The 23,915-nt window shown below is 71.9% G+C and carries 21 protein-coding genes; 14 read left to right on the top strand and 7 right to left on the bottom strand.

Features of this window, described 5'->3' with window-relative positions; all coding sequences use genetic code 11:
- Positions 1-16: 16 nt before the first annotated feature.
- Positions 17-2,092: a helicase-associated domain-containing protein gene (locus KCQ71_RS16890; protein ID WP_223408009.1), complete on the top strand. Its 2,076-nt coding sequence runs from the start codon at positions 17-19 to the stop codon at positions 2,090-2,092.
- Positions 2,093-2,211: 119 nt separating this feature from the next.
- Positions 2,212-2,562 (top strand): hypothetical protein, encoded by a 351-nt coding sequence (locus tag KCQ71_RS16885; protein ID WP_223408007.1) that lies wholly within the window; start codon positions 2,212-2,214, stop codon positions 2,560-2,562.
- Positions 2,563-2,573: 11 nt separating this feature from the next.
- Here KCQ71_RS16885 and KCQ71_RS16880 read toward each other — a convergent pair whose 3' ends face one another.
- The 3 genes from KCQ71_RS16880 to KCQ71_RS16870 are packed head-to-tail and all read right to left on the bottom strand — an operon-like array spanning position 2,574 to position 4,875.
- Positions 2,574-3,650 carry a DNA glycosylase AlkZ-like family protein gene (locus KCQ71_RS16880; RefSeq protein WP_223408005.1) on the bottom strand — a complete coding sequence of 359 codons (1,077 nt, stop codon included), beginning with the start codon at positions 3,648-3,650 and terminating at the stop codon, positions 2,574-2,576.
- Positions 3,647-4,294: a 4a-hydroxytetrahydrobiopterin dehydratase gene (locus KCQ71_RS16875; RefSeq protein ID WP_223408003.1), complete on the bottom strand. Its 648-nt coding sequence runs from the start codon at positions 4,292-4,294 to the stop codon at positions 3,647-3,649. The genes KCQ71_RS16880 and KCQ71_RS16875 overlap by 4 nt, the downstream gene beginning before the upstream one ends.
- 5 nt (positions 4,295-4,299) lie before the next feature.
- Positions 4,300-4,875, bottom strand: coding sequence for a dienelactone hydrolase family protein (locus KCQ71_RS16870; RefSeq protein ID WP_223408001.1), 576 nt, complete (start codon positions 4,873-4,875; stop codon positions 4,300-4,302).
- Positions 4,876-4,979: 104 nt separating this feature from the next.
- On the opposite strand from KCQ71_RS16870, the gene KCQ71_RS16865 reads away from it, so the two are divergent.
- Complete coding sequence (locus KCQ71_RS16865; RefSeq protein ID WP_223407999.1) at positions 4,980-5,558, top strand: ArsR/SmtB family transcription factor; 579 nt, start codon at positions 4,980-4,982, stop codon at positions 5,556-5,558.
- A 69-nt stretch (positions 5,559-5,627) separates the two neighbouring features.
- On the opposite strand, the gene KCQ71_RS16860 is transcribed toward KCQ71_RS16865, so the two are convergent.
- The 4 genes from KCQ71_RS16860 to KCQ71_RS16845 all read right to left on the bottom strand — a co-directional run bounded on the left by KCQ71_RS16860 (position 5,628) and on the right by KCQ71_RS16845 (position 10,544).
- Complete coding sequence (locus KCQ71_RS16860; RefSeq protein WP_223407997.1) at positions 5,628-6,686, bottom strand: NAD(P)-dependent alcohol dehydrogenase; 1,059 nt, start codon at positions 6,684-6,686, stop codon at positions 5,628-5,630.
- Positions 6,687-6,693: 7 nt separating this feature from the next.
- Positions 6,694-9,129, bottom strand: coding sequence for a glycoside hydrolase family 65 protein (locus tag KCQ71_RS16855; RefSeq protein WP_223407996.1), 2,436 nt, complete (start codon positions 9,127-9,129; stop codon positions 6,694-6,696).
- Positions 9,126-9,884 carry an HAD family hydrolase gene (locus KCQ71_RS16850; protein ID WP_223407994.1) on the bottom strand — a complete coding sequence of 253 codons (759 nt, stop codon included), beginning with the start codon at positions 9,882-9,884 and terminating at the stop codon, positions 9,126-9,128. The genes KCQ71_RS16855 and KCQ71_RS16850 overlap by 4 nt, the downstream gene beginning before the upstream one ends.
- Positions 9,885-10,037: 153 nt before the next feature.
- Positions 10,038-10,544, bottom strand: a complete 507-nt coding sequence (locus KCQ71_RS16845; protein WP_223407992.1) for an ATP-dependent zinc protease family protein — start codon at positions 10,542-10,544, stop codon at positions 10,038-10,040.
- On the opposite strand from KCQ71_RS16845, the gene KCQ71_RS16840 reads away from it, so the two are divergent.
- From KCQ71_RS16840 to KCQ71_RS16790, 11 genes are all read left to right on the top strand, one after another.
- A complete protein-coding gene (locus KCQ71_RS16840; RefSeq protein ID WP_223407990.1) occupies positions 10,543-11,733 on the top strand; it encodes a RimK family alpha-L-glutamate ligase in 1,191 nt (396 codons plus the stop codon). The two genes, KCQ71_RS16845 and KCQ71_RS16840, sit on opposite strands and share 2 nt — an antisense overlap.
- A gap of 170 nt (positions 11,734-11,903) precedes the next feature.
- Positions 11,904-13,565: a TIGR04028 family ABC transporter substrate-binding protein gene (locus KCQ71_RS16835; RefSeq protein ID WP_223407988.1), complete on the top strand. Its 1,662-nt coding sequence runs from the start codon at positions 11,904-11,906 to the stop codon at positions 13,563-13,565.
- A gap of 118 nt (positions 13,566-13,683) precedes the next feature.
- A complete protein-coding gene (locus tag KCQ71_RS16830) occupies positions 13,684-14,631 on the top strand; it encodes an ABC transporter permease (protein WP_223408323.1) in 948 nt (315 codons plus the stop codon).
- Between the two features lie 29 nt (positions 14,632-14,660).
- A complete protein-coding gene (locus tag KCQ71_RS16825; protein ID WP_372454054.1) occupies positions 14,661-15,548 on the top strand; it encodes an ABC transporter permease in 888 nt (295 codons plus the stop codon).
- Positions 15,545-17,269: a dipeptide ABC transporter ATP-binding protein gene (locus KCQ71_RS16820; RefSeq protein ID WP_223407984.1), complete on the top strand. Its 1,725-nt coding sequence runs from the start codon at positions 15,545-15,547 to the stop codon at positions 17,267-17,269. Before KCQ71_RS16825 ends, KCQ71_RS16820 begins: the two co-directional genes overlap by 4 nt.
- Positions 17,266-18,318 carry a putative FMN-dependent luciferase-like monooxygenase gene (locus KCQ71_RS16815; protein WP_223407982.1) on the top strand — a complete coding sequence of 351 codons (1,053 nt, stop codon included), beginning with the start codon at positions 17,266-17,268 and terminating at the stop codon, positions 18,316-18,318. Before KCQ71_RS16820 ends, KCQ71_RS16815 begins: the two co-directional genes overlap by 4 nt.
- Before the next feature lie 39 nt (positions 18,319-18,357).
- Positions 18,358-18,945, top strand: a complete 588-nt coding sequence (locus KCQ71_RS16810) for a CMD domain protein (protein WP_223407980.1) — start codon at positions 18,358-18,360, stop codon at positions 18,943-18,945.
- Between the two features lie 3 nt (positions 18,946-18,948).
- A complete protein-coding gene (locus KCQ71_RS16805) occupies positions 18,949-19,623 on the top strand; it encodes an alkylhydroperoxidase domain protein (protein ID WP_223407978.1) in 675 nt (224 codons plus the stop codon).
- On the top strand, positions 19,620-20,264 hold the full coding sequence (locus KCQ71_RS16800; RefSeq protein WP_223407976.1) for a VOC family protein: 645 nt from the start codon (positions 19,620-19,622) through the stop codon (positions 20,262-20,264). Before KCQ71_RS16805 ends, KCQ71_RS16800 begins: the two co-directional genes overlap by 4 nt.
- 250 nt (positions 20,265-20,514) lie before the next feature.
- On the top strand, positions 20,515-21,699 hold the full coding sequence (locus KCQ71_RS16795) for a Gfo/Idh/MocA family protein (protein WP_223407975.1): 1,185 nt from the start codon (positions 20,515-20,517) through the stop codon (positions 21,697-21,699).
- 91 nt (positions 21,700-21,790) lie between these two features.
- Complete coding sequence (locus tag KCQ71_RS16790; RefSeq protein WP_223407973.1) at positions 21,791-23,830, top strand: sigma-70 family RNA polymerase sigma factor; 2,040 nt, start codon at positions 21,791-21,793, stop codon at positions 23,828-23,830.
- Positions 23,831-23,915: the final 85 nt, after the last annotated feature.

The raw sequence follows: 23,915 nt of genomic DNA, 5'->3' as shown, positions 1-23,915 counted from the left end.
GTGCAGACTGGGATTCATGGAACCTGGCGACGCGCTCCTGGAGTGGCTCGGCGGCCTCGGGCAGGAGGAGGTCGACGATCTCGTCGCGCGGCGCCCGGACGTGACCCTCACGTCCAAGCCGCGAGATCTGGGCGATCTCGCCCGGCGGCTGATGCACCCGTACGGCGTGGTGGGGGCGTTCGTGGGGTTGCCCCAGCCCGGCCGCGACCTGATCGAGGCGGCGATGGGACTCGGGTCCGGGCTCGATCTGGACCGGCTGGCGGAGTTCCTCGAACCGGCCGGCAACGACGCTCCGACCCATCGCCGGGTGGTGCAGTCGTGGTGGGAGCACGCGCGCTCGGCGGCTCTGTGCTGGGGTGCCGGGAGGCGCCTGTACGTCAACCCCGGCCTGTACGAGACGATCGGCTCGCCACTGTGGCTCGGGCGCCCGGCGTCGATGCTCGCTGAGGCCGTCACCGTGCCGGTACTGCAGCGAGCCATGCGCGGCTGGGCCGACCGTGCCGTGCAGGTGCCGAGCCGCCGGCCCGAGGTGATCGCCGCCGTCTGTGCCTACCTCGCCGAGCCGGACCATGTGCGCCGCATCGTCGCGAGGGCGCCGGAGCCCGTCCTCGCCTGGATCACCGGGCATGCCGACTCCGTGGCGCACCTGATCCGCACCGTGCCCGCGATCAGCTTCCATGAGGCACCCGAGGAGGAGGAGTTCGAGCCATCCCACTTCGACCGGGCCACCTACCTCGCCGGGCGCCGGGCGCTGGATTGGCTCACGGAGAACGGGCTGATCCTCTCGGAGTCGACCTACTCCAGGTCCGCGACCCACATCCCGGCCGAGGTGACGCGCGCGATGCTGCCGCCGACGCTGCGGGCCCCGTTCCGGGTGCACCCGCCGATGCCGGTCACCACCCCGGTGGATCCGGGCCAGGCCGAGTCGGCCGCGGCAGCCTCGGTCTCGGACTTCCTCGCAGCGGTGATGGCGACGCTCGAGTCGGTGGCCCGGACCCCGCTCACGCAACTCAAGGCCGGCGGTGTCGGAGCGCGCGAACTGGCCCGCCTCGCCAAGGCCGCCGCCGTCGAGCCCACCGAGGCCCGGATGGCCGTGGAGCTCGGCTACCGGATCGGGCTGTTCGACGTCACCGCGGACGGCTCGATCGGCACCGCGCCCCGGTTCGAGCAGTGGCGCCGCCTCGAGCCGGCCGAACGCGCCGCCGAACTCCTGCACCAGTGGTTCCACGTGGACGTGGCCACCAGCGTCGACTCCGATCGCGGGCGCCCGCTCCCGGCGCTCACCCGGCAGGGCCCGGGGTGGTTGCCGAACCCGGCGCTCCTACTGGACACTCTCGCCGGCCTCGATCGGGACGTGGCCGTGGTCTCGGCAGAGGAGGTGTTCGCGCTCGCGGCCTGGGGCAGCGGGGAGTACGAACGACCCCGCGGGGACGCCGAGGTCACCTGGGCCGAGGCACATCGCCTCGGTGCCCTCGCGCACCGACGGCTCAGCCGCATCGGCCGGGCACTCAGCGAGCACCGGTCCGAGGACATCCCGGACCTGCTCGCCGCGCTCACGGACATGCTGCCCGCAATCGAGGCGCACATCCTGTTCGGCTCGGACCTGACCGTGGTGGTGCCTGGCAGCCCGGCCGCCGGGGTCGTGGACCTGCTCGACGCGATGGCGACGCGGGAGGCCCGCGGGGCGGCCAGTACGTGGCGGATCTCCGCGGACACCATCCGCGGCGCGCTCGACGCCGGCCACGATGTCGACACCCTCCTGGAGGACCTCGCCGCGCTCTCGGACAAGCCGCTGCCGCAGGCCGTCACCTACCTGCTCCACGACGTCGGCCGCAGGTACGGGCATCTGGAGGTGCAGCCGGCCGGCGCCGTGCTGGTCAGCGAGGACGAGGCCCTGCTCGCCGAGGTCGCGGCCACCCGGTCCCTGCACGCGCTCGGCCTGCGTCAGGTCGCTCCGACGGTGCTCGCGGCCGCCGCACCGCGGCATGAGGTGCTGGCGAAGCTGCGGTCGGCGGGCTTCCTGCCGCGCGAGCTCGACGAGCACGGACAACCGGCGGTGCGGCTGAGCCGGTCAGCCGTCACGGATGGATAGTTCTGCCACCCGGTGGCTATGGCGGTCCGCAGAACCCGAGCCCCTACGGCGCACCCGGTGGCTACGGCGCTCCCGAGACGCCGAGCCCCTACGGTGCACCGGCGGCCGGCGGTTACGGCGTGCCCGCCGGAGGCTACGCCGCGGCCGGAGGGTACGGGGCGCCGGGTGCCTATGGGGGCTACCCGCCGCCGAAGAGGTCGAACACCGGCCTCATCGTCGGCCTCGCGGTCGGCGGTGCCGTGCTCGTTCTCATCATCGTCGTGGTGCTCGGCAACGTCCTCGGCAACCGCGGGAGCTACGGGTCCGATCCCGAGCTCGACCGCCTCTACGACCAGTGCGAGGCCGGTGACAACCAGGCCTGCGACGACCTGTACAACGAGTCCCCGGCCAACTCCGAGTACGAGGAGTTCGGCGACACCTGCGGCGGCCGAACCAGCGGCGGCACTTGGTGCGTGAACGAGGACTTCTGACCGCACCGGTCTCAGCGGGCGAGGTCGAGGCCGAGCCAGTCGGCCAGATCGGCGAGCTCGGCATCGACCGCGGTCATCATCGTGGCGCTGAACGGGACGTCCTGATGCAGCGCGTGCACGCGGAACACGCCGGCCTTGCGGTCCGCCGTCGCGTCGAGCTTCCCGACCAGCCGGTCCTGGTACAGGATCGGCAGCGCGAAGTAGCCCCAACGGCGCTTGGCGGCCGGCTTGTACATCTCGAGCAGGTACTCGAAATCGAACAGCTCGACGGCGCGGGTCCGGTCGTGCACGAGCCGGTCGAACGGGGAGAGCAGGGCCGCCCGGCCCGTGAACGGCTGCCCGAGCAGGGTCGGATCCACCCGCCAGGTGCCCTTCACACCGTCGACGACGGCTTCCTCCCCGGCTTCGCCGACGTCCCAGGCCTCGACCGGGGACTGCGTGGTCCTGGCGCGCGCGATCCCGAGCGAGCGCAGCCTGCGCTCGTCGCGGATCCGGCGGGCATCCTCGGCCGGCACCACCGGGACGTCGGGGTAGACCCGGTCCGCCAGATCCCACAGGCGCTGCCGCCCGGTTCGGCCGGCGACGGCGACCTCGCCGCGCGCCGTCATGCAGTCCAGCATCATCGTGACGTTGCGGTTGTTCGTCCACCCGGTCGAACCCCACGGCACCGCGCAGGTGTCCGGCAGGTCCCGGGACAGCATCGGGCCGCCGGCCTCCAGGCGCGCCAGGATGTCCCGTCGGCAGGCGTCGTTCGCCGTGACCCACTCCTGGGTCGGGCCGTCGCGGCCCACCCGGGCGATCATGTCCGCCCGGTACAGCGCGATGTCCTCGGCCGGCCGGATCACCGCGAGCACCTCGATGAGGGTGTGCTCGGCGAGCGCGCGCTGCAGGTCCGCGCGCTCGTACGCCGAACCCAGCCGGCTCCACAGCACCAGATCGGCGTTCGGGGCGACGGCCGCCGTCGGGTCGACCTGCAGCATGGCGAGGTGCCGCACCACCTCGCGGGCGTCCGTGGGTCGACGGCGGTCCAACAGCTGGGCGCGCACGGCGATCCGTCGGGCGTCGGCGCGGGAGAGGTGGTGCGTCACTCGCGGCCCGCCATGGTTGCCACGTCCACTTCGTTGCCCTCGGCGTCGGCCAGTGTCCACCACGTCGGCGCGTGCGACGAGACGAGCCGGCCACCGGCGGCCAGGGCGGCGGCCACCCGCTGCTCGCCCTGGTCCGGCGGCACGCAGACATCCACGTGGATCCGGTTGCGGCCGGCCCGGGGCGGGTCCATCTGCTGGAACCAGATCGACGGGCCACGGCCGAGCGGGTCGTCCAGGTCCTCCTCGCCGCGGGGTTCGTAGCCGAGCACGGCCCGCCAGAACGGCATCACGGCCGCGTGCACGTGGGCGTCGATGGCGAGCTGCACGGCCTGCACGGAGTCGGGCCGGGCCACGATGCCGAGTTCGGCCGCCGCGAGTGAGATCTGCCGTGCCAGGTCCGCATCCCGGCGGCTGATCGTGCCGACGTCGTGGGAGATGAGCCGGACCGTGACGCTGCCGTAGCGCAGGTCGACGTCGGGATGGTGGTTCACCGCGTCGGCCAGGTCACCGATCCTGGCGACCAGGGCCACCCCGGTCGCGAACGAACGGGTCTCGAAGTTGGCGGTGGCCCCGCCGAACAGTACCCGCCAGTCGGCCACGCCCTCGCTGGCGTCGAAGGCCGACGGCGTGATCGCGTCGGACATGATCGTCACCTTCCCGCGAGGAACGCGTGCACCCGCTCGGTCAGCAGCGCTGCGGCCTCGGGCTGGTAGGAGGGCAGGCTCGAGTCCGCGAAGTAGTGCTGGTCGCCGGGGTAGAGGAACAGCTCGGCATCGTCGGTGGCCTCGACGAGTTCGCGGGCGGCGTCCACATCACCCTCGTCCATGAAGTACGGGTCCTCCTGTGCGCCGTGGATCTGCACCGGAACCCCGGCCGGCCATGCCTGCCCGAACTCGGTGTACGGCACGCACGAGTACATGAGCAGGGCGCCGCGTGCGCCCGGCCGGGTCTGGGCGAGCTGCTGCGCGGGCACCACCCCGAGGGAGAAGCCGGCGTAGACCAGCTCGGTGGGCAGGTCCTCGGCGCTCTTCGCGCCACGGGCCAGCACCTCCTCGAACCCGATCTCCCCGACATGGGCCATGCCGTCGGGAATGGAGGCGAAGGTGCGGCCGGAGAACAGGTCCGGTGTGTGCACGGTGTGCCCGGCGGCCCGCAGGTCGTCGGCGAAGGCGTGGAAGCCCGGGGTCTGGCCCTGGGCGTGGTGGAACAGCAGAACCTCAGCCATGACGCTTCCTTCCGTGGTGATCATCCGGCGGGTCTGGATGACGCCGAATGATCCATGAGTCTAGAATGATCCAACAGTTTGGATCAATAGGGAGCGGAGAATCGATGGACGCAGCCGAGTCAGGCTCGCCGGTCTCACCCGACTACGACCTCCTCGAGACGGTCGCCGTCACCGAGCCCACGAAGCTGCGGGCGATCTTCGACCCGTTGCGCGGGCAGCTCATGGACCTGGTCCTGGAACGGGCCGCGACGGTCAGCGAGCTCGCCGCGGCCGTCGGCCGGCCGAAGAGCACCATCGCCCACCACGTGAAGGTGCTCGTCGAGAACGACATCTTCAAGGTGGTCCGGACCCGGAAGGTCCGGGCCATCGAGGAACGGTTCTACGGGCGGGTGGCCCGCACCTTCTACGTCGGAGCGGTGCCGCTGGAGGACGTCACGCCGCTGCCGTGGACGAACTATCTCGCGGATGCTGCCGCCGAGTCGATGCCCGCCTATCACGCGGACACGATGTGGGCGCAGCACATGCACGCCCGGATCCCCAGGCAGCGGGCGAACGAGTTCTGGAAGCGTGTCGACGAGGTGATCGGGGAGTTCGCCCGGCTGCCTCGCGAAGGGGACACCGTCTACGGGTTCGCGGTGGGCCTGTACCCGACCGAGCACCCCACGCTGCCCGAGCCGCGCTGACGAGCGGGCCGGTCAGCTGTGCCGCCCGGTCAGCCGTGCCGGCCGGTGCAGGCCGATCGGTTCGGCCGGTCAGCGCGGGTCGATCAGGAACTTCATCACGTCCGCGTCGCCGTTCCGGGCGATGGCCTGTGCCAGCTCGTCCAGACCGAACGTGCCGGACACGAGCCCATCCAGGTCGATCGCCCCGGACGCGGCGAGCTTGATCGCGGTCGGCCAGGTGTCGACGTACCGGAACAGGCCCTCGATCTTCAGCTCCCGGCTCTGCAGCAGGAACAGGTCCACGTCGATCCGCTCCACGCCCATGCCCACGAGCACGGCCCGCCCATCCGGGGCCAGCGCCCGCAGGCCCGCGTCGATCGCGCGGGCGTTACCGGACGCGTCGATGAACGAGGTGACCACGCCGTCGAGGGGCGCGTCGGAGACCGGGTCCAGGACCGCCGTCGCCCCGTGTGCCAGCGCGATGTCGCGGCGGGTCGGCAGCGGGTCGGAGACGATCACCTCGGTCGCACCGAAGGCGCGCGCCGCCACCGCGGTCAGGATCCCGATCGGCCCCGCCCCGGCGATCAGCACGCTGGAACCCGGCACCACGCCCGCCTTCCGGACGGCCGCGATCCCCACCGAGAGTGGCTCGACGAGCGCCGCGGCGGCGTCGGAGACCTCGTCGGGGACCGGGTGGGCGAAGTCGGCCGGGGCCACCAGGTACTGGGCGAACGCACCGTCGACCGGGGGAGCGGAGGGGAACTCCATGTCCGGGCAGAGGTTGTAGCGGCCGGTGCGGCAGTAGTGACAGCGCCGGCACGGGCGTTGTGGCTCCACGGCGACCCGCTCGCCGATCCGCTCCGGGGGCACCCCGGCGCCGACGGCGGCGATCACGCCGGTGGCCTCGTGGCCCAGGATCAGCGGCCCTTCGACGACGAGGTCGCCGACCCGGCCGTGGTCGTAGAAGTGCACGTCCGAGCCGCACAGCCCGACGGCGGTGATCGCCACGAGCACGTCGAGGTCACCCGGGGTGGGCACGGGGGTCTCGCGGACCACGATCGTGCGCGGGCCGTCGAGGAAGGCGGCCCGCATGGTGCTCGGGACATGGGTGGGCAGATGGTTCGGCGCAGCGGGCAGGGCGTGATTCATCTCCGGGTCAGCGTCCGTTCGAGTGTCGTCGTTTGGGGGCCCGCCGCGCGGGTTGCTGGACCGGTTCGACGTCCGGTGCCGCGGGTACGGGCAGGGTGACCGGCTGGTCGGGGCGCACGTCGACCGGCTCGCCGTGGTGCCAGGTCCGCAGACCCGGGCCGGCCTCGACCTCGTAGGTCGCATCCTCGGCGCCCGTGTCGGCATCGCGGCGGATGCTCACCCGCAGCACGTTGCCGCCATAGGTGAGCTGGAACGCGATCCGCTGCAGGGCCAGCGGCAGGCGGGGCGCGAACGTCACCCGGCCGCCGTGATCGCGCATCCCGCCGAAGCCGGCCACCGCGACCATCCAGGAACCGCCCATGGCGGCGATGTGCAGGCCGTCGTCGACGTTGCCGTGCAGGTCGCCCAGATCCACGAACGCGACCTCGGCCCAGTAGTCGTAGGCGAGCTCGAGGTGTCCGGTCTCGGCCGCCATGACCGCCTGCGTGGCCGCGGACAGGGACGAGTCCCGGACCGTGCGGGCCTCGTAGTAGGCGAAGTTGCGTTCCTTCTGCTCGGGCGTGAACAGGTCCCCGCGCAGGTGCATCGCGAGGGTCAGGTCCGCCTGCTTGATCACCTGGCGCCGGTACAGCTGGAAGTACGGGTAGTGCAGCAGCAGCGGGTAGAACTTCTTCTTCGTGGTAGCGAAGTCCCACTCGGCGTGCCGGGTGAAGCCGAGCGACTGCTCGTGCACCCCGAGGTCGTCGTTGTAGGGCATCGCGACACCGGCCGCGGCCCGCCGCCAGAGGGCGATCTCGTCGGCGTCCACGCCGAGGGTCGCGGCGACCTCCGGACGGCGTTCGCAGGCATCCGCCGCGTCGGTGAGGTTCTCCGCCGCCATGACGTTCGTGTAGAGGTTGTCGTCGACGATCGCCGTGTACTCGTCGGGGCCGGTGATCCCGTCGATGTGGAACTCGTCGCCGTTGAAGTGCCCGATCGAGGCCCACAGCCGGGCGGTCTCGGTGAGCAGCTCCACGCCGGCCCCGATCTCGAAGTCCTTGTCACCGGTCACCGCCAGGTATCGCGCCGTGGCCGCCGCGACGGCCGAGTTCACGTGGAAGGCAGCGGTCCCGGCGGGCCAGTACCCGGAGTTCTCCTTGCCGGAGATCGTCCGCCACGGGAAGGCCGCCCCGCGCAGCCCGAGCTCCTTGGCCCGGGCGCGCGCCTCGCCGAGGGTGGCGTGGCGCCAGACCAGGTGGTCACGCGCGGCGGCGGGCATCGTGTAGGTGAGCATGGGCAGCGCGAAGACCTCGGCGTCCCAGAACGTGTGCCCGTCGTAGCCGACCCCGGACAGACCCTTCGCGCTGATCGCCTGCCCCTCGGCCCGGGCCGCGGACTGCAGGATGTGGAACATCGAGACGCGCACCGCCTGCTGCAGGGCCGGGTCGCCGTCGATCTCGACATCGGCCCGGCTCCAGAACTCGTCAAGGAAGTTGCGCTGCTGCTCGATGAGTCCGTCCCAGCCGGTCAGCCTCGCGACGGACAGGGCCGCCTCCACCTGGTCACGCAGCGCCGGTGCCGAGCGTCGGTGCGACCAGCCGTAGGCGACCAGCTTGATCAGCCGCAGCCGGGAGCCGCGCGGGACCTTCGCCGTCACCGTGTAGCGGGCCAGATCCCCGGCGGCCTCGATGGTGGTCTCGACCTCGTCCGGGACCTCGAGCAGGTGCGTCATGCCGGCGGCCACCCGGAGCTTGCTGCGGCGGGTCCGGTGCACCAGGACGGCCCGGCTGTCCCGGGCGGCGGCGAACTCCGCACGCAGTGGCCGGTCCAGGTGGGCGGCATCGCGCGGGTCGCTGGAGGGCGTGGAGCCGGACTCGTTCGCGAGCAGGTCGGACTGCAGCGCGACGTAGGCGTCGCCGTCGAGCGGCTCCACGTCGTAACAGATCGCCGCGAGCGAGCGCTGGGCGAAGGACACCAGCCGGCGCGAGGTGACCCGCACCGGGGTGCCGCTGGGGGAGGTCCACTCCGTGTGCCGGTCCAGGGTGCCGGACCGCAGGTCAAGGGCCCGCTCGTGATGCTCGATCGAGCCGTACCGCATGTCGAACGGGGAGTCGCCCACGAACAACCGGATGATCTTGCCGTCGGTGACGTTGACGGCGGTCTCCCCGGACTCCGGGAAGCCGTAGCCGGACTCGGCGTGCGGAAGCGGGCGCTCCTCGTAGAACCCGTTCACGTAGGTGCCCGGCACCGCGCGCGGCTCACCCTCCTCGAGGGAGCCGCGCAGCCCGATGTGGCCGTTCGCGAGGGAGTACAGCGACTCGCTCGCGGCGAGCGTGTGCAGGTCCAGGCCGGTGCGGCTAAGCGTCCACGGGTCCACCCGGTACGCGCTGTCCCGCTCGTACTCGGTCGCGTCCGCGTCCTTGCTGCCCCGGTCCGCGGGGTTCACGCCGGTGAAGTCGGTCATGATGCCTCCTCGTCGAGGAGCTGGGCCAGGTCGGAGACGACGACGTCGGCCCCGTTCGCGGCGAGCTCGGCGGCCTGGTCGAGGCGATCGACCCCGACGACGTAGCCGAAGTTCCCGGCCCGGCCCGCCTGGACGCCGGCGATCGCGTCCTCGATCACCGCGGCCTGCGCCGGGTCCACACCGAGGGCGCGGGCGCCGGCCAGGAACGTGTCCGGGGCGGGCTTGCCCGGGAGGTTGTCCCGGGCCGCGATCACGCCGTCGATGCGGGCCTCGAGCAGGTCGCTCAGGCCGGCCGCGGCGAGCACGTCCGCGCCGTTCGCGGACGCGGTCACCACCGCGGTGCGCAGCCCCGCGGCACGCACGGCGTGCAGATAGGCGACCGATCCCGGGTAGCTCGCGACGCCGTCGGCCGCCAACCGGCGACCGACCTCCTCGTTCTTGCGGTTGCCGATGCCGCAGACCGTGTCGGCCTCCGGCCCGTCCTCGGGGGTGCCCTCCGGAGGGTGGATCCCGCGGGAGGCGAGGAAGGCACGCACGCCGTCGTACCGGCGGCGGCCGTCCACGTGGGCGGCATACTCCGCCTCGGTGAACTCGCCCTGACCATGCGCGGCCAGGATCGGATCGAAGGTCTGCTTCCACGCGGTGCGGTGCAGCACCGAGGTCTGGGTCAGTACGCCGTCGAGGTCGAACAGGACGGCGAGGATGGTGGGCGGGAGACCGAGCCGGCCGAGGCCGGTCGATGATGCGTGGGGCATGACAACGACGCTAGCCCTCGCCGCGCAGATATGGCCAAACGCGCTCGGCAGGTCGCGAGATGGCGAAATCGGCTTGTTCCTGCGCGTTGCGTCACTGACCCGCCACCCGGGTCAGTGACGCATCCCACGGACAAGGTGGCCGCGAGAGGGCCGCTACCCGGTCGCCCGGTGGCGGCGCCGGATCGCCTTCGGCGGGCGCGGGCCGAGGTAGGAGCGGCCGGGGTCGACCAGGAAGCCCTGGCGCAGCGCCTCACGCCCGATCAGCATTCGGAAGCCCATCCGGTCCCGGTTGCTCAGGGTCACCTCGGCGGTGATCGGGCGGGCGGCGACCACCAGGTCCAGGAGCACCACGATCCGGCGCTGGGCGTGGCCCGAGGAACTGCGCACGAGCCGGCGGTCGTGCACGGGGAGGGTGACCTCCACCTCGTCCCGGGCCGAGTTCTGCAAAGGGTGCACGATGAACGAGACCCACGGGCCGCCGTCGCGCTCGAACTCGGTCACGCCGAAGGCGTGCAGGGCGCTCGAGCGGGCCCCGGTGTCGATCTTCGCCTTGACCCACGGCACGCCGATCCCGGGCATCGCGACCCACTCCCGCCACCCCGTCGGGGTGCTTAGATGGGTCGGCCCGGTCACCTCCTCATCCTCGCAGGCGAACAGCATGAAACTGGCGATCCTCTCGCGCGCGCCCCGTGCGTACTCCACCCAACGGCTGCGGACCGCTGCGGCTGACCGTGGGCACCAGGTCAAGGTCCTGGACACCCTCCGGTTCGCCATCGACCTGTCCGGCCCGGAGCCGGACCTGCAGTTCCGTGGCAAGCCGATCTCGGACTACGACGCGATCCTGCCCAGGATCGGCAACTCGATCACCTACTTCGGCACCGCCGTCGTCCGGCAGTTCGAGCAGATGGATGTGTACACGCCGAACACGGCGAACGGGATCTCGAACGCGCGGGACAAGCTCCGGGCGAGCCAGATCCTCGCGCGGCACCAGATCGGCATGCCGGCGACGGCGTTCGTGCGCAACCGCGCGGACGTGCGGCCCGCGATCGAGCGGGTCGGCGGGGCGCCCGTGGTGATCAAGCTGCTCGAGGGCACCCAGGGCATCGGCGTGATCCTCGCTCCCGGGGTCAAGGTCGCCGAGGCGATCATCGAGACCCTGCACAGCACCAAGCAGAACGTGCTCATCCAGAGCTTCGTGGTGGAGAGCAAGGGTCGGGACGTGCGGGCCCTCGTGGTCGGCGACCGCGTGGTCGCCGCGATGCGCCGGATCGCGCACGGGGACGAGTTCCGTTCGAACGTGCACCGCGGCGGCTCGGTCGAGCCCGTCACGCTAGACAAGGAGTTCGAGGAGCTGGCGGTCCGTTCGGCGCAGATCATGGGGCTGCGGGTCGCCGGTGTCGACATGCTCGAAGGGGCCGACGGGCCGCTCGTGATGGAGGTGAACTCCTCCCCGGGCCTTGAGGGCATCGAGACCGCCACGAACCTGGACGTGGCCGGCGCGATCATCGACCACATCGCCGACCAGGTCGCGTTCCCGGAGATCGACGTGCGGCAGCGGCTGACCGTCTCCACCGGGTACGGCGTCGCGGAGCTGCTCGTGCATACCGGCGCCGACCTGGTGGGACGCACCATCGGCGACTCCGGCCTCGAGGAACGTGACATCACCGTGCTGACGCTGCACCGCGGGACCTCGGTGATCCCGAACCCGCGGCGCAGCACCGAGCTCGAGGCCGAGGACCGGCTGCTGTGCTTCGGCAGGCTGGAGGAGATGCGTTCGATGATCCCCGCCCGGCGCAGCCGACGGCGCAAGGTGCGCAAGCTGCCGCCGGGGCCGTTGGTCGAGGGCTGAGCCGGCGAGGGGGCCGCCCAGGCGCGCTGTCCATCATCTGAGACTCACGGGGACCACATTGAGAGTCGGTCGGACGAGCGCGACTCTGGAGCGACCCACAGTCCCGCAGGTGACACCCGTGATTCGGGTGCACTGCCCCTGCCCAGGCAGGCCACGAGAGGAACCCCCCGATGAGCAGAACCCACCGCGGATGGCAGGGCGCAGCGGCGTTCGGCGCCACACTCGCTCTGGTTCTCACCGCGTGCGGATCCAACGGCGGGGACAGCAGCGGGAACGGCGAGCCCAGCGGCGACCCGGTCACGGGCGGGACCCTCGTCTACCTCGAGCACCAGCCGCATGACACCCTCTACCCGCCGGCAGCGGGCTTCTACCCGAACGGCGGGCTGGTCAACAACATCACCGACCGGCTCGTGTACCAGAACCCGGAGACGCTCGAGTTCGAACCGTGGATCGCCACCGACTGGGAGGTCAACGAGGACGCGACGCAGTACACGTTCGACCTGCGCAGCGATGTCACGTTCTCCGACGGCTCAGCGCTGGACGCCGAGGTGGTCGCCGCGAACTTCGACCTCTACGGCCTGGGCGACCCTGACCGGGCGCTAACCGTCTCCGAGGCGGTGAACAACTACGCCTCCAGCGAGGTGGTGGACGCGGACACGGTGGTCTTCAACTTCTCCGCCCCGGCCCCGGGTTTCCTGCAGGCCACGTCCACGATCAACTCCGGCCTGGTCTCGGCGAGCACACTGGAGGGAGCGTTCGAGGACTTCGGGCCCGGCAACGGCCAGAACGTGATCGGCTCGGGACCGTTCGTGATCACCGCCGAGGAGATCGGCACGAGTGTCACGCTCGGTGCTCGCGAGGACTACGCCTGGGCGCCGGCTTCTCGCGAGAACCAGGGCCGTGCGTACGTGGACGAGGTGCAGGTCACGGTCACCCCGGAGGACAGCGTCCGGGTGGGCGCCCTGACGTCCGGACAGGCCGACGTGATCCGGTACGTCGAGGCGCAGGACGAGGCCCAGGTCGCGGGCGCCGGACTGGAGATCTACGCGCCGCAGACCCGCGGCGTGAACAACTCCCTGAGCCTGCGGTTCACGAACCCGATCCTGTCCGACATCCGGGTGCGGCAGGCGCTCATCGCCGGCATCGACCGCCAGGAGGTGGTGGACACCATCTACACCGAGAACTACCCGCTGGCCACCTCCTCGCTGAGCAGCACCGCGCTCGGCTACGAGAACCTCGAGGACTACTACGCATTCGACCCCGAGCGGGCCGCCGACCTCCTCGATGAGGCCGGCTGGACGCTCGGCGCCGACGGGATCCGTGAGAAGGACGGCCAGAGCCTGACCCTCGTGGTCAACGAGGCCGCCCCGCAGCCACGCTCGTTCGAGGCGCTCACGCTGATCAGTCAGCAGCTCGCCGAGATCGGCGTGGACCTGCAGATCCTGCGGGCGGACGCCGGCACCTACACCGAGGCCATCCAGGACGCCGGCCAGGTGCAGATCTACCACTCGATGGTGGGCCGGGCCGACCTCGACGTCATCAAGAGCCAGTACTACTCCACGAACCGCAACACCCTGCTGAACCGGGACCCGGCCACGGACACGATCGCCGACCCGGAGCTGGAGGCCCTGCTCGAGGCGGTCGCCTCAGAGGCCGACGGCGACACCCGGATCGCGAACTCCCAGGCGGTGCAGACCTACCTGGCCGAGAACGCCTACGTGATCCCGCTGTTCGAGGAGCCGCAGGTGTTCGGCTCCCAGACCGACGTGGCGGGATTCTCCTTCGAGTCGGTCGGCCGCCCGAGTTTCTACGAGGTGTGGCTTGACCGCTGAGGCCCCCACCGACGTCCGGGTGCCCGACGGCGCACCCACCCCGGGTGCGCCGCGCACCCGGGGCAGTGGCGCCGTCGGGCGTTCCACGCCGCCCACGGGCGGCGGTCGCGTGGTCGCGCTGCTCACCGGCTACGTGCCGCGCCGGCTCGGGCAGGCCCTGATCGTCCTGTGGATCGCGTTCACCGCGGCGTTCGTGCTGCTCCAGGCGCTGCCCGGGGACGCGATCATGATCCGGTTCGAGAACCCCGAGCTCGGGCTGTCCCCGGAACAGATCGCCGACATCCGGGCCTCCTACGGCGTGGACGACCCGGTGCTGATCCAGTACCTGCACACCTTCGCCGGCTTCGTCCGGGGCGACTTCGGGTACTCGGTGCAGTCCGGCACCCCGGTGCAGCAGCTGATCGCCGAGGCGTTCCCGCAGACGCTCGTGCTGGCGGCGGCGGGGTTCGTCCTGGCCGTACTGCTCGCGTTCGCCATCGCGTTCCTGAGCGCCTCCGCCTCCTTCGCTTGGATCCGCACGGCACTGCGCTCGGTGCCGTCGCTGTTCGTCTCGGTGCCGGTGTTCTGGCTCGGCATCGTGCTGATCCAGTCCTTCTCGTTCCGGCTCGGCTGGGTCGCCGTGATCAACCCGGGTCCGGTCGAGGGGCTGATCCTGCCGGTCCTGACCCTCGCGGTGCCGATCGCGGCCCCGATCGCGCAGATCCTCACCCGCAGCATCGACGAGGTCTACACCCAGCCGTTCGTGCGGGTGGTCCAGGCCAAGGGGGCCTCGCCGTCCTGGGTGCTCTGGCGAAACGTGCTCAAGAACGCGACCCTGCCGACCCTGACCATGGCGGGCATCCTCTTCGGTGAACTGATCGGAGGGGCGGTGGTCACCGAGACCGTGTTCGGGCGCTCGGGCATCGGCCGGATCACCGAGCAGGCGGTGGCCCACCAGGACACCCCGGTGCTGCAGGCGGTGGTGCTGCTCGCCGCTACCGCGTTCGTCCTGATCAATCTCGCCGTGGACCTGATCTACCCGAAGCTCGATCCGCGGCTGGCGCGCCAGGTAGGGGCATCCCGATGACCGAGTCCCGACTCCTCGAGGCGACCCCGATGTTGCCGCAGGTGGCCGAGCCCGTGCCGGGTACGCCCGCGCTGCCGGGTTCGGCGACGCCGCACGCTCAGCCCCGCCGGCGCCGCGGCGGCCGGATCCGCGTCACCGAGGTGATCCCGTGGCTGGTCATCGCGATCGTGGTGGCCTGGGCCGCGCTGCCGGGCCTGTTCACCTCCTACGGCCCGACCGCCGGCGACGCCGCGGCCGCGCTGCAGGGCCCCAGCGGCGAGCATCTGTTCGGCACCGACGCCACCGGCCGGGACATGTTCACCCGGGTGGTGTACGGCTCCGTGCACTCCCTGTCCGGCGCCCTGGTCGCGGTGAGCGTCGGCCTGGTGCTGGGCACCGGGATCGGAGTGATCGCGGGTTCGGTCGGCGGATTCGTCGACGACGTGCTGATGCGGGTGGTCGACGTGCTGCTGGCCGTGCCCACCCTGTTGCTCTCGCTGAGCGTGATCATCCTGCTCGGCTTCGGCACCGTCCAGGCCGCGGTCGCGGTCGGGATAGCCTCGGTGGCCGCGTTCGCCCGGCTGTCCCGGTCGGAGGTGGTCCGGGTACGGCGCAGCGACTACGTGGAGGCCGCGTTCGCCTCCGGTGGAACCTTCTTCAACGTGGTCCGCAGGCACGTGCTGCCGAACTCCCTGACCGCCGTGATCGCTCTCGCCGCGCTGCAGTTCGGGACCGCGATCCTGGCCATCTCCACCCTCGGCTTCCTCGGCTACGGCGCACCGCCGCCCACCCCCGAGTGGGGACTGATGATCGCCGAGGGTCGCAACTACGTGGCGACCGCCTGGTGGCTGACCACCCTGCCCGGCCTCGTCGTCGTGGCTGTGGTGCTCTCCGCGAACCGGATCTCCGCCGACATCGCGCGACGGGGTCGGGCATGAGCGGCGCGAGCGCACCGGTGCGCGCCCTCGCCGGGGCGCGTTCCGCCGTCGGGCAGGACGGGCCCGACGGCGCAGCGCCCGTCCTGGAGGTCCGTGACCTCTCGGTGGCCTACTCCAGCGGCCACGAGTCGACCACCGTCGTGCACGAGGTGTCGTTGCGCATCCACCCCGGTGAGGTCGTGGCCGTGGTGGGGGAGTCCGGCTCCGGCAAGACCACCACCGCGCAGGCCGTGATCGGGTTGCTGGCCGAGAACGGATCGGTCACCGCCGGGCAGATCCTGCTCAACGGGACGGACATCACCGCGTGGTCGCCCAAACAGCTGCAGGCGGTCCGGGGGAGCCGGATCGGGCTGGTGCCACAGGACCCGAACAACTCCCTGAACCCGGTCAAGCGCATCGGGGACAGCCTCGGCGAGGTGCTCCGGATCCACCGGTGGGGTGACAAGCGGGCTATCCGGGCCCGGGTCGTCGAGCTCCTCGAGCGGGTCGGCATCCCCGACCCGCAACTGCGCGCGCGCCAGTACCCGCACGAACTGTCCGGGGGCATGAAGCAGCGGGTTCTGATCGCTTCCGCGATCGCGCTCGACCCGGAACTGATCATCGCCGACGAGGCCACCTCCGCCCTGGACGTGACCGTGCAGCGCAACATCCTCGACCTGCTGGATGAACTGCGCGCCGAACTCGGCACCGCGATCCTGCTGGTCACCCACGACCTGGCGGTCGCAGCGGACCGGGCGACGTCCGTCGTGGTCCTCAAGGATGGCCGGGTCCAGGAGCAGGGTCCGAAGGACGAGGTGCTCACCGCGCCCACGTCGGCCTACACCCGGCAGCTGCTCGCCGACGCCCCGGCCCTGGCCACCGCGGGCCGGCGGACCTTGGCCGAGGCCGAACGGATCGTCGCCCACGGCGCGGGCGCCCGGCCCACCCTCGTCGTGCGTGACCTGGTGCAGGAGTTCTCCCTGGGCCGTGGCCGGGACCCGCTGCGTGCCGTCGACGGTGTCTCGTTCTCGGTGCAGCCGGGCACCACGCACGCCATCGTGGGCGAATCCGGCTCGGGCAAGACCACGATCGCGCGGGCGGTGCTCGGGTTCCACACACCGACGTCGGGGTCGATCGCCGTCGGCGGGCAGGAGCTCACCGGGCTCCGCGGGGAGCAGTTGCGCCAGTTACGGCGGGTGCTGCAGATGGTCTACCAGAACCCGTTCAGTTCCCTCGACCCGCGTCAGGACGTGGCGACCATCATCGCCGAGCCGCTGACGAACTTCGGTCTCGGTGACCGGGCCGGCCGGGCGGCGAAGGTGACCGCCCTGCTGGATCAGGTGTCGCTGCCGGCCGGGCTCGCCACGCGCCGGCCCGCGGAACTCTCCGGTGGCCAGCGGCAACGGGTCGCGATCGCCCGGGCGCTGGTGCTCGAGCCGCAGCTGCTGGTCCTGGACGAGGCGGTCTCCGCGCTGGACGTGAGTGTGCAGGCGCAGATCCTGCGGCTGCTCGAACAGCTCCAGGACGACCTCGGCCTGACCTACCTGTTCATCTCCCACGACCTGGCGGTGGTGCGGCACATCTCGCACACCGTGACCGTCCTGAACCAGGGCCGGGTGGTGGAGAGCGGGCTGACCGAGTCGGTGTTCACGGATCCGGCCGAGCCCTACACCCGCGCGCTCCTGGCGGCCATCCCGGGGCGGCTCGCCCCGGCCGGGCTGCCGCAGGAGCCATCCGCATGAGTATCGAAGACACGAGGTTGGACATGACACGCAAGCAGCTCGGGTTCTTCACCCGGGTCCTGGACCAGGTTCCGGCCGCGCAGCGCTACGAGCTCGCCCTGGAGCAGATCACCACCGCCGAGACGGAGGGCTTCGACGCGGTCGCCGTGGCGCAGCACCACTTCGACGGCGACGAGGGCGGTCTGCCCTCGCCATTGGTGTTCCTGGCCCAGGCGGCCGCACGCACCAGCCGGGTGCGGCTGACCACCGGCGTGATCACCCTCGCCCTGGAGTCCCCGGTGCGGGTGGCCGAGGACGCCGTCGTGCTCGACGTACTCAGCGGCGGGCGCCTCGAGCTCGGGTTCGCCTCCGGCGGGTCGCCGACGGCGTTCGCCACCTTCGGTCTCGACTTCGCCGAGCGCCGGGAGATCTTCGCCGCGAACCTCGCGACCGTCGAGGCCGCGCTGGGCGGCGAGGAGGTTGGCCAGGGCGCGGTTCTCTACCCCGGCGCGCAGTCCCTGGCGCAGCGGCTCTGGATCGCCACGTTCTCCGCACCCTGGGCGATCGAGGCGGGCCGGCGCGGGCACGGCCTGATGCTCTCGCGTACCCAGCCGCGCGAGGACGGACGGTCCCTGGCTGACGTGCAGAACGAACTGATCGACGCCTACCTCGAGCACCTGCCCAGCGGCGTGGCCCCGCGGATCAGCGTGGCCCGCTCGCTGTTCGTGGCCGACGACCACGACCAGGCCCGGGCGTTCGCCGAGACCGGCCTGCGCGGCGCCGGCTTCGTCCGGACCATCACCGGCCAGGACCCGGCCGCCCTCTCGGTCGACGAGCTGATCGCAGCCACGGACGCCCATGTCGGCGACCCGGCCGCCGTCATCGCCACGCTCGGCGCGGACTCCGCGCTCGCCCGGGCCACGCACCTGTCGTTCCAGGTGCACTCCATCGACCCGCCGCACGCCTACATCCTGCGGTCCATCCAACTGACGGCCCGGGAGGTTGCCCCGGCGCTGGGCTGGGCGCCTGCCCCCGGCCATGGGCGCGACCATGCAGCCGCGGCCCGGTGAGGGCGAGCCGCACCACCCTCTCGACCATGAAGGAGAACGATGCCTGACGTCATCAACACGGTGCTGGACGTGGCACCCGGGGACCACCTGGACCGGATCCGCGACTCCCGCCCTGCGGCGAAGGAGAACAGCCAACGCACCTACGACGCGCTGTTCACCCCGGTGGACACCGCGGACGTCACCAGGGTCGAGCGCCTGGCGGTCGCGGCGTTCGTGAGCCGCCTGCACCGGCAGGAGGAGCTCGCGGACCACTACGCGGTGGCGCTGGGCGCCGTCGACGCGAACCTGCTCGCCCTGGTCGTGACGCAGGCGGACGCAGGACTGACGACCGGGCCCTATGGCACCTACGCCGAGACCGGCCTGGCCGCGGAGTCGAGCGACGGCCCCCGGTTCGCCGTGTCCGAGGAGGGTGCGCTGGAGCTCGGCAGTCGCCTGAGCGCGGCGCTGGAACACGCCCACCTGCTCGTGTTCCGTCCACGGGAGGCCAGCCCGGAGGCGCTGCAGCGGTTGCTGGACGCCGGCTGGTCCACCACCGGCGTGGTCACCCTGTCCCAGCTGGTGGCGTTCCTGTCCTACCAGATCCGCGAAGTCCACGGCCTGCGCGTGCTGGCCACCACGGAGGCCTGAGCCATGACCGAGACGACGCAGACCGCCGAGACGACCGAGACCGCCGGAGTCGCCGAGCGGGCCGCGGAGCGCGTCACCATCCACCACGACGTGGCGCACCCCGAGGCCTTCACCCGCGAGCCGCTCGGCTGGCTGCCGTGGCTCACCCCGTTGCGCGAGGACGAACTCACCGAGCGGCACTACGAGGGGCTCGTGGAGCCCGCCCGCGCGAAGAACGACTACTTCGCGCTGCTCGCCCGCGACCCCGAGGTGCTCGGCGCCCGCACCCGCACCGACCTCGACATCTTCTACAACACCGACGGCGGACTGCCGCGGGCCGAGCGCGAACTCGCGGCCGCGGCGACCTCCCGGGTCAACGGCTGCGTCTTCTGCGCCTCCGTGCACGCGCGGCTCGCCGTCAAGGAATCCGGCCGCGACGCGGACGTGGATCGCCTCCTCGCCGACGGTGTGACCACCGATCTCGATCCTCGCTGGAACGCGATCGTGGCCGCCTCCGTCGCGCTCACCGCGACGCCGCCGACCTTCGACGGCAGTCACGTGCGGGCCCTGCGCGAGGCGGGCCTGGCGGACGAGGAGATCGTCGACGTGATCAACGGTTCCGCGTTCTTCAACTGGGCGAACCGGCTGATGCTCTCTCTCGGCGAGCCCAGGCTGCCCAGGCGCCGGGCGAGCGCGTGAGCGTCCCCGCGATCCTGGACCATCTGGTCCTGGCTGGGCCGTCCCTGGCTGAGCTGGTGTCGTGGTTCACCGAGGCCACCGGCGTGGAGCCCGTGCCCGGCGGGACGCACCCCACTGGCACCGCCAATGCGCTCGTCGCGTTCACGGTCGCCGGGCGGCGCGGCCCGCACTACCTGGAACTGATCGGCCCCGACCCGGACCGCACCACCACCGGGCCCGTCACCACGTTCGGCATCGACGAGCGCGACGCACCCGGGCTGGCCACGTTCGCCGTCCACCCCGACGACATCGAGGAGACGGTGGCGCGAGCGGCCAGCGGCGGTCACGACACCGGAGCGATCCGGCCGCTCTCGCGCACCAAGCCCGACGGTGAGGTGCTGTCCTGGCGATTGACCCGGGTGCTCGAGGGCCGACCCGACCCGGTGCTGCCGTTCCTCATCGACTGGGGCACCACCCGCAACCCCGGACAGGGGGACCTGCCCACGGTGGAACTGGAGGCCATGCGCGGCCGGCACCCCGATGCCGCCCGGGCTCGGCAGGTGCTCGATCTGCTTGGCGTGGACCTCGCTGTCGACGCCGGGGAGGAACCCGCCCTGACCGCCGTCGTACGTGGCGCCCACGGGGACCTGGAACTGAGCTGATCGTTCGGCCGCGGGTGGCCCGGATCCCGGGCGCCACGGGCAGAGGTTCGCGGCGCTGGGGGCCGGGGACCCCCCGCGCGGTGCGGGGGGAACCCCCCCGCCCGCAGCCCCCCCGGGGCGGGGGGGGGCGGGGCCGCCCCCCCCCCCCCGCGGCGGGTGCGGGGCCCCCCACGCCCGGACGCGCTCCCCGCCTATGCTCGGGTCGGACCCGGCGTGGCGTCGGGCGTGAACCGAGCGGGAGTGGTGGCACGTGAGGGACCTGAGGATCGGCGTGATCGGGTACGGGGCCCGGGGGCCGCTGGCACGGGAGGCGCACCGGCAGGGGGCCGGCGCGGAAGTAGTGGCGGTGTGCGACCCGAGTGCACGGGCCCGGGATGAAGCCGGCACGGCGTTCCCGGACGCCCTGATCACCGCGGACCTGGGCGAGTTGCTCGACCACGGCGTGGACGCCGTCATGGTGCTCACCCCCGACGATCGGCACGCCGGCCCGGTCCTCGCCGCGCTCGAGGCGGGCGTGGCCGTGTTCTGCGAGAAGCCGCTCGCGGTCCGCATCGAGGACACCGACCGGATCCTGGCCACCGCCCGCCGCACCGGTGCCCGCCTGTACGTCGGCCACAACATGCGGCACATGCCCGTGATCACGGTGATGAAGGAGTTGATCGACGACGGCCGGATCGGCGAGGTCAAGGCCATCTGGTGCCGGCACTTCGTGGGCCACGGCGGCGACTACTACTTCAAGGACTGGCACGCCGACCGTAGCCGCAGCACGAGCCTGCTGCTGCAGAAGGGCGCGCACGACATCGACGTCATCCACTGGTTGGCCGGTGGCTACTCCCGCCGGGTCGCTGCTGTCGGGGCGCTGAGCGTCTACGGCGACGTCACCGACCGCGCCGACCGGTCCGACGAGCGCATGACGGATTGGTTCAGCCTCGACAACTGGCCGCCGAGCGCCCAGCGTGGCCTGCACCCGATCATCGACGTCGAGGACCTGTCGATGATGAACATGGTGCTCGACGGCGGGGTGCTGGCCTCGTACCAGCAGTGTCACTTCACGCCGGACTACTGGCGCAACTACACCGTGATCGGCACGCAGGGACGGATCGAGAACACCGGGGACGCCGCGGGCGCCCGGGTGCACCTGTGGAACCGCCGGCACAACGGCACCGGCGAACCGGACGAGAGCGTCGAGGTCCCCGCCGGTATCGGCGGGCACGGCGGCGCGGACTCAATGCTGATCAGCGAGTTCCTGCGGTTCGTGCGGGACGGCGGTCGAACCGAGACGTCCCCGGTCGCGGCGCGTGAGGCCGTGGCCGCCGGGATCGTGGCCACCGCGTCGCTGCGCGGCGACGGCTCCGCGTTGCCGGTGCCCCCGTTGGAGGAGGACCTCGTCGCCTACTTCGACGCCGGGCAGCCCGGCTCGGGACAGGCGCACTGACCGGGCGACCCCTTGGAGTCACCTACCCTTGGAGGCCTGAACCCACCAAAGGGCATGCATGGCACAGATGGCGTTGGGCTTCCCTCGTCAGGTGGCCGAAGCCAGGGACTGGCGCGAGGAGACTGACGAGAGCCTCCTCGACGAGGTCCGGGCCGGGCACGTGGCGGTCTTTGCCGTGCTCTACGACCGGTATCGCGACCAGGCGGTGCGGTCGGCCAAGCGCAACGGCGCCGGCGAGCACGCTGAGGACGTCGTGCAGGACGCGTTCGTCGGGGTGCTCCGCGCGATCCGATCCGGAGGCGGGCCCACGCAGGGTTTCGCCCCGTATCTCTTCGGTGCCCTGCGCAACGTGGCGATCGACCGGTCCCGGCGGGTCGGTGAGATCCCGGTCGACGATCTGGACGACGTCGCTGGAGCAGTCGAACCGATGGTGGTCGCCGACGCCAGCGACGACGTCCTGGAACGGGGCATCGTCACCGACGCGTTCAGGTCCCTGCCGGCCCGCTGGCAGCAGGTCCTCTGGCTGACCGAGGTCGAGGGCTACGGTCCCGCGGCGCTGTCCGAGGAGATGGGGATCAAGCCGACGGCGGTGGCCGTGCTGGCCTCCCGGGCGCGCAGCGGGTTCCGGTCGGCCTGGTTGCAGGCACACGTCGGTGCCGGACGGCGCACCGACCTGCCCGCGGAGTGCGCCAAGGTCGTCCCGCAACTGGGGGACTACGAGACCGGGCGTCTCACGGCGCGACGCCGACTCGCCGTGCAGAACCACCTCCAGGGGTGCGTGGACTGCAGCGCTGTCGCGCTCGAGCTGACGGCGGTCTCGGAGAAGCTCGGCGCCGTGCTCGTGCCGGTGGTCGTCACACTGCCGCTGTTCTTCCTGACCTCGGCCGTGGTCAAGGCCGGCATCGTGCTCGGGGGCGCCGCCGGTGCCGGCGCCGCGACGAAGGCCGCTGGCGCGGCCGGGACAACAGTCGCGAAGACGGGCGCCGCGTCAGGTGGGTTCGCCGCGGCACGCACGGTCGGACGCGTGGTGAAGGCGAACCCGATCGTCGCGGGCACGTCCGTTGCGATGGTCGCGCTCGTCGTCGTTGCGGCGGTGGCCTGGTCGAACCCGCCCGCGCCGCCCGGCGCAGGGACCGACCCGGGGGCGATCGTCGCCACCGCCACCGCCACCGCCACCGCCGACCCGGACCCGAGCGCGACGCCGACGGACGCGCCGACAACTACATTGCCGACCCCGAACCCGACAGCCACCCCGACGTCGCCGACGAGTCCGCCGGTGAGGACGGCGCCCGTCCCCACGAGGCCCGTCGTCCGAACGAACCCCACGCCGCCGGCCACGGATCAGACGCCCACCCCGGTCGATCCCACCCCTGTCGACCCGACTCCCGTCGATCCCACGCCGGTCGACCCCGACCCCACGGACGAGCCCACTGACCCGGGCCCGGTCGAGCCCGACCCACCAGTGGCCGTGACCCTCGTCGGCACGGACACTGGTCCTGTGCTCGTCTCGCCGGAGCTTTCCGGTGTGGGGGAGCCGGGTGCGACCATCACGATCCTCGACGATGCCGACGTCACGGTGGCGACGGCAGTCGTGGCCGACGACGAGTCATGGTCAGCGATCCCGGCCCCGGCCACGGACGGGGAAGAGACCTGGTACCGCGCGACCCAGACGCTGCCTGATGCGGGCGCTGATGCCGGCCCGGGCGTCGACTCCGCCGCCGCCAACCGCGCTCTGGATGACGTCAGTGATGCCTCGACCCCCACGGCGCCGGTGGGACCGTACCTCTTCCAAGCCCCCGTCCTGGATCTGGAGGACGGCGACGAGATCCGGTACCAGCCGCTGCTGCAGTGCGGCGATGTGCTCGGTGGCATCAACATCACCGTGGCGGGGGAGTATCTCGAGCATGTGAGGTTCATCCTCGACACCGAAGTCCGCGAGTCGGAGCACGCGATCGAGGACGACCTCGGTGACGGCTGGGGTCAGGTGACGCGGTGCTGGCCGGAGCAGGGTGCCCCAAGGCTCAACGCGGGTCAACACACCGTAGGCGTGCAGTACGTCGACCCCGACACCGGGGCCGCCGGACGGGTCGATCAGGTCACCTTCAACCTCGTCCGCGCGACCAACTCCTGATCCGAAGAAACTTCCATCGATTCTTGCGTTATATCCGTCCGTCCCCTGCGTCTTGCTAGGTACGGGCAGCTTCTGGCCGCCCGTG

This window comes from Occultella gossypii (assembly GCF_019947135.1).
GTDB lineage: Bacteria > Actinomycetota > Actinomycetes > Actinomycetales > Beutenbergiaceae > Occultella > Occultella gossypii.
Note: the sequence above shows the minus strand (reverse complement) of the source record. Positions and strands in the feature narration are given on the sequence as shown.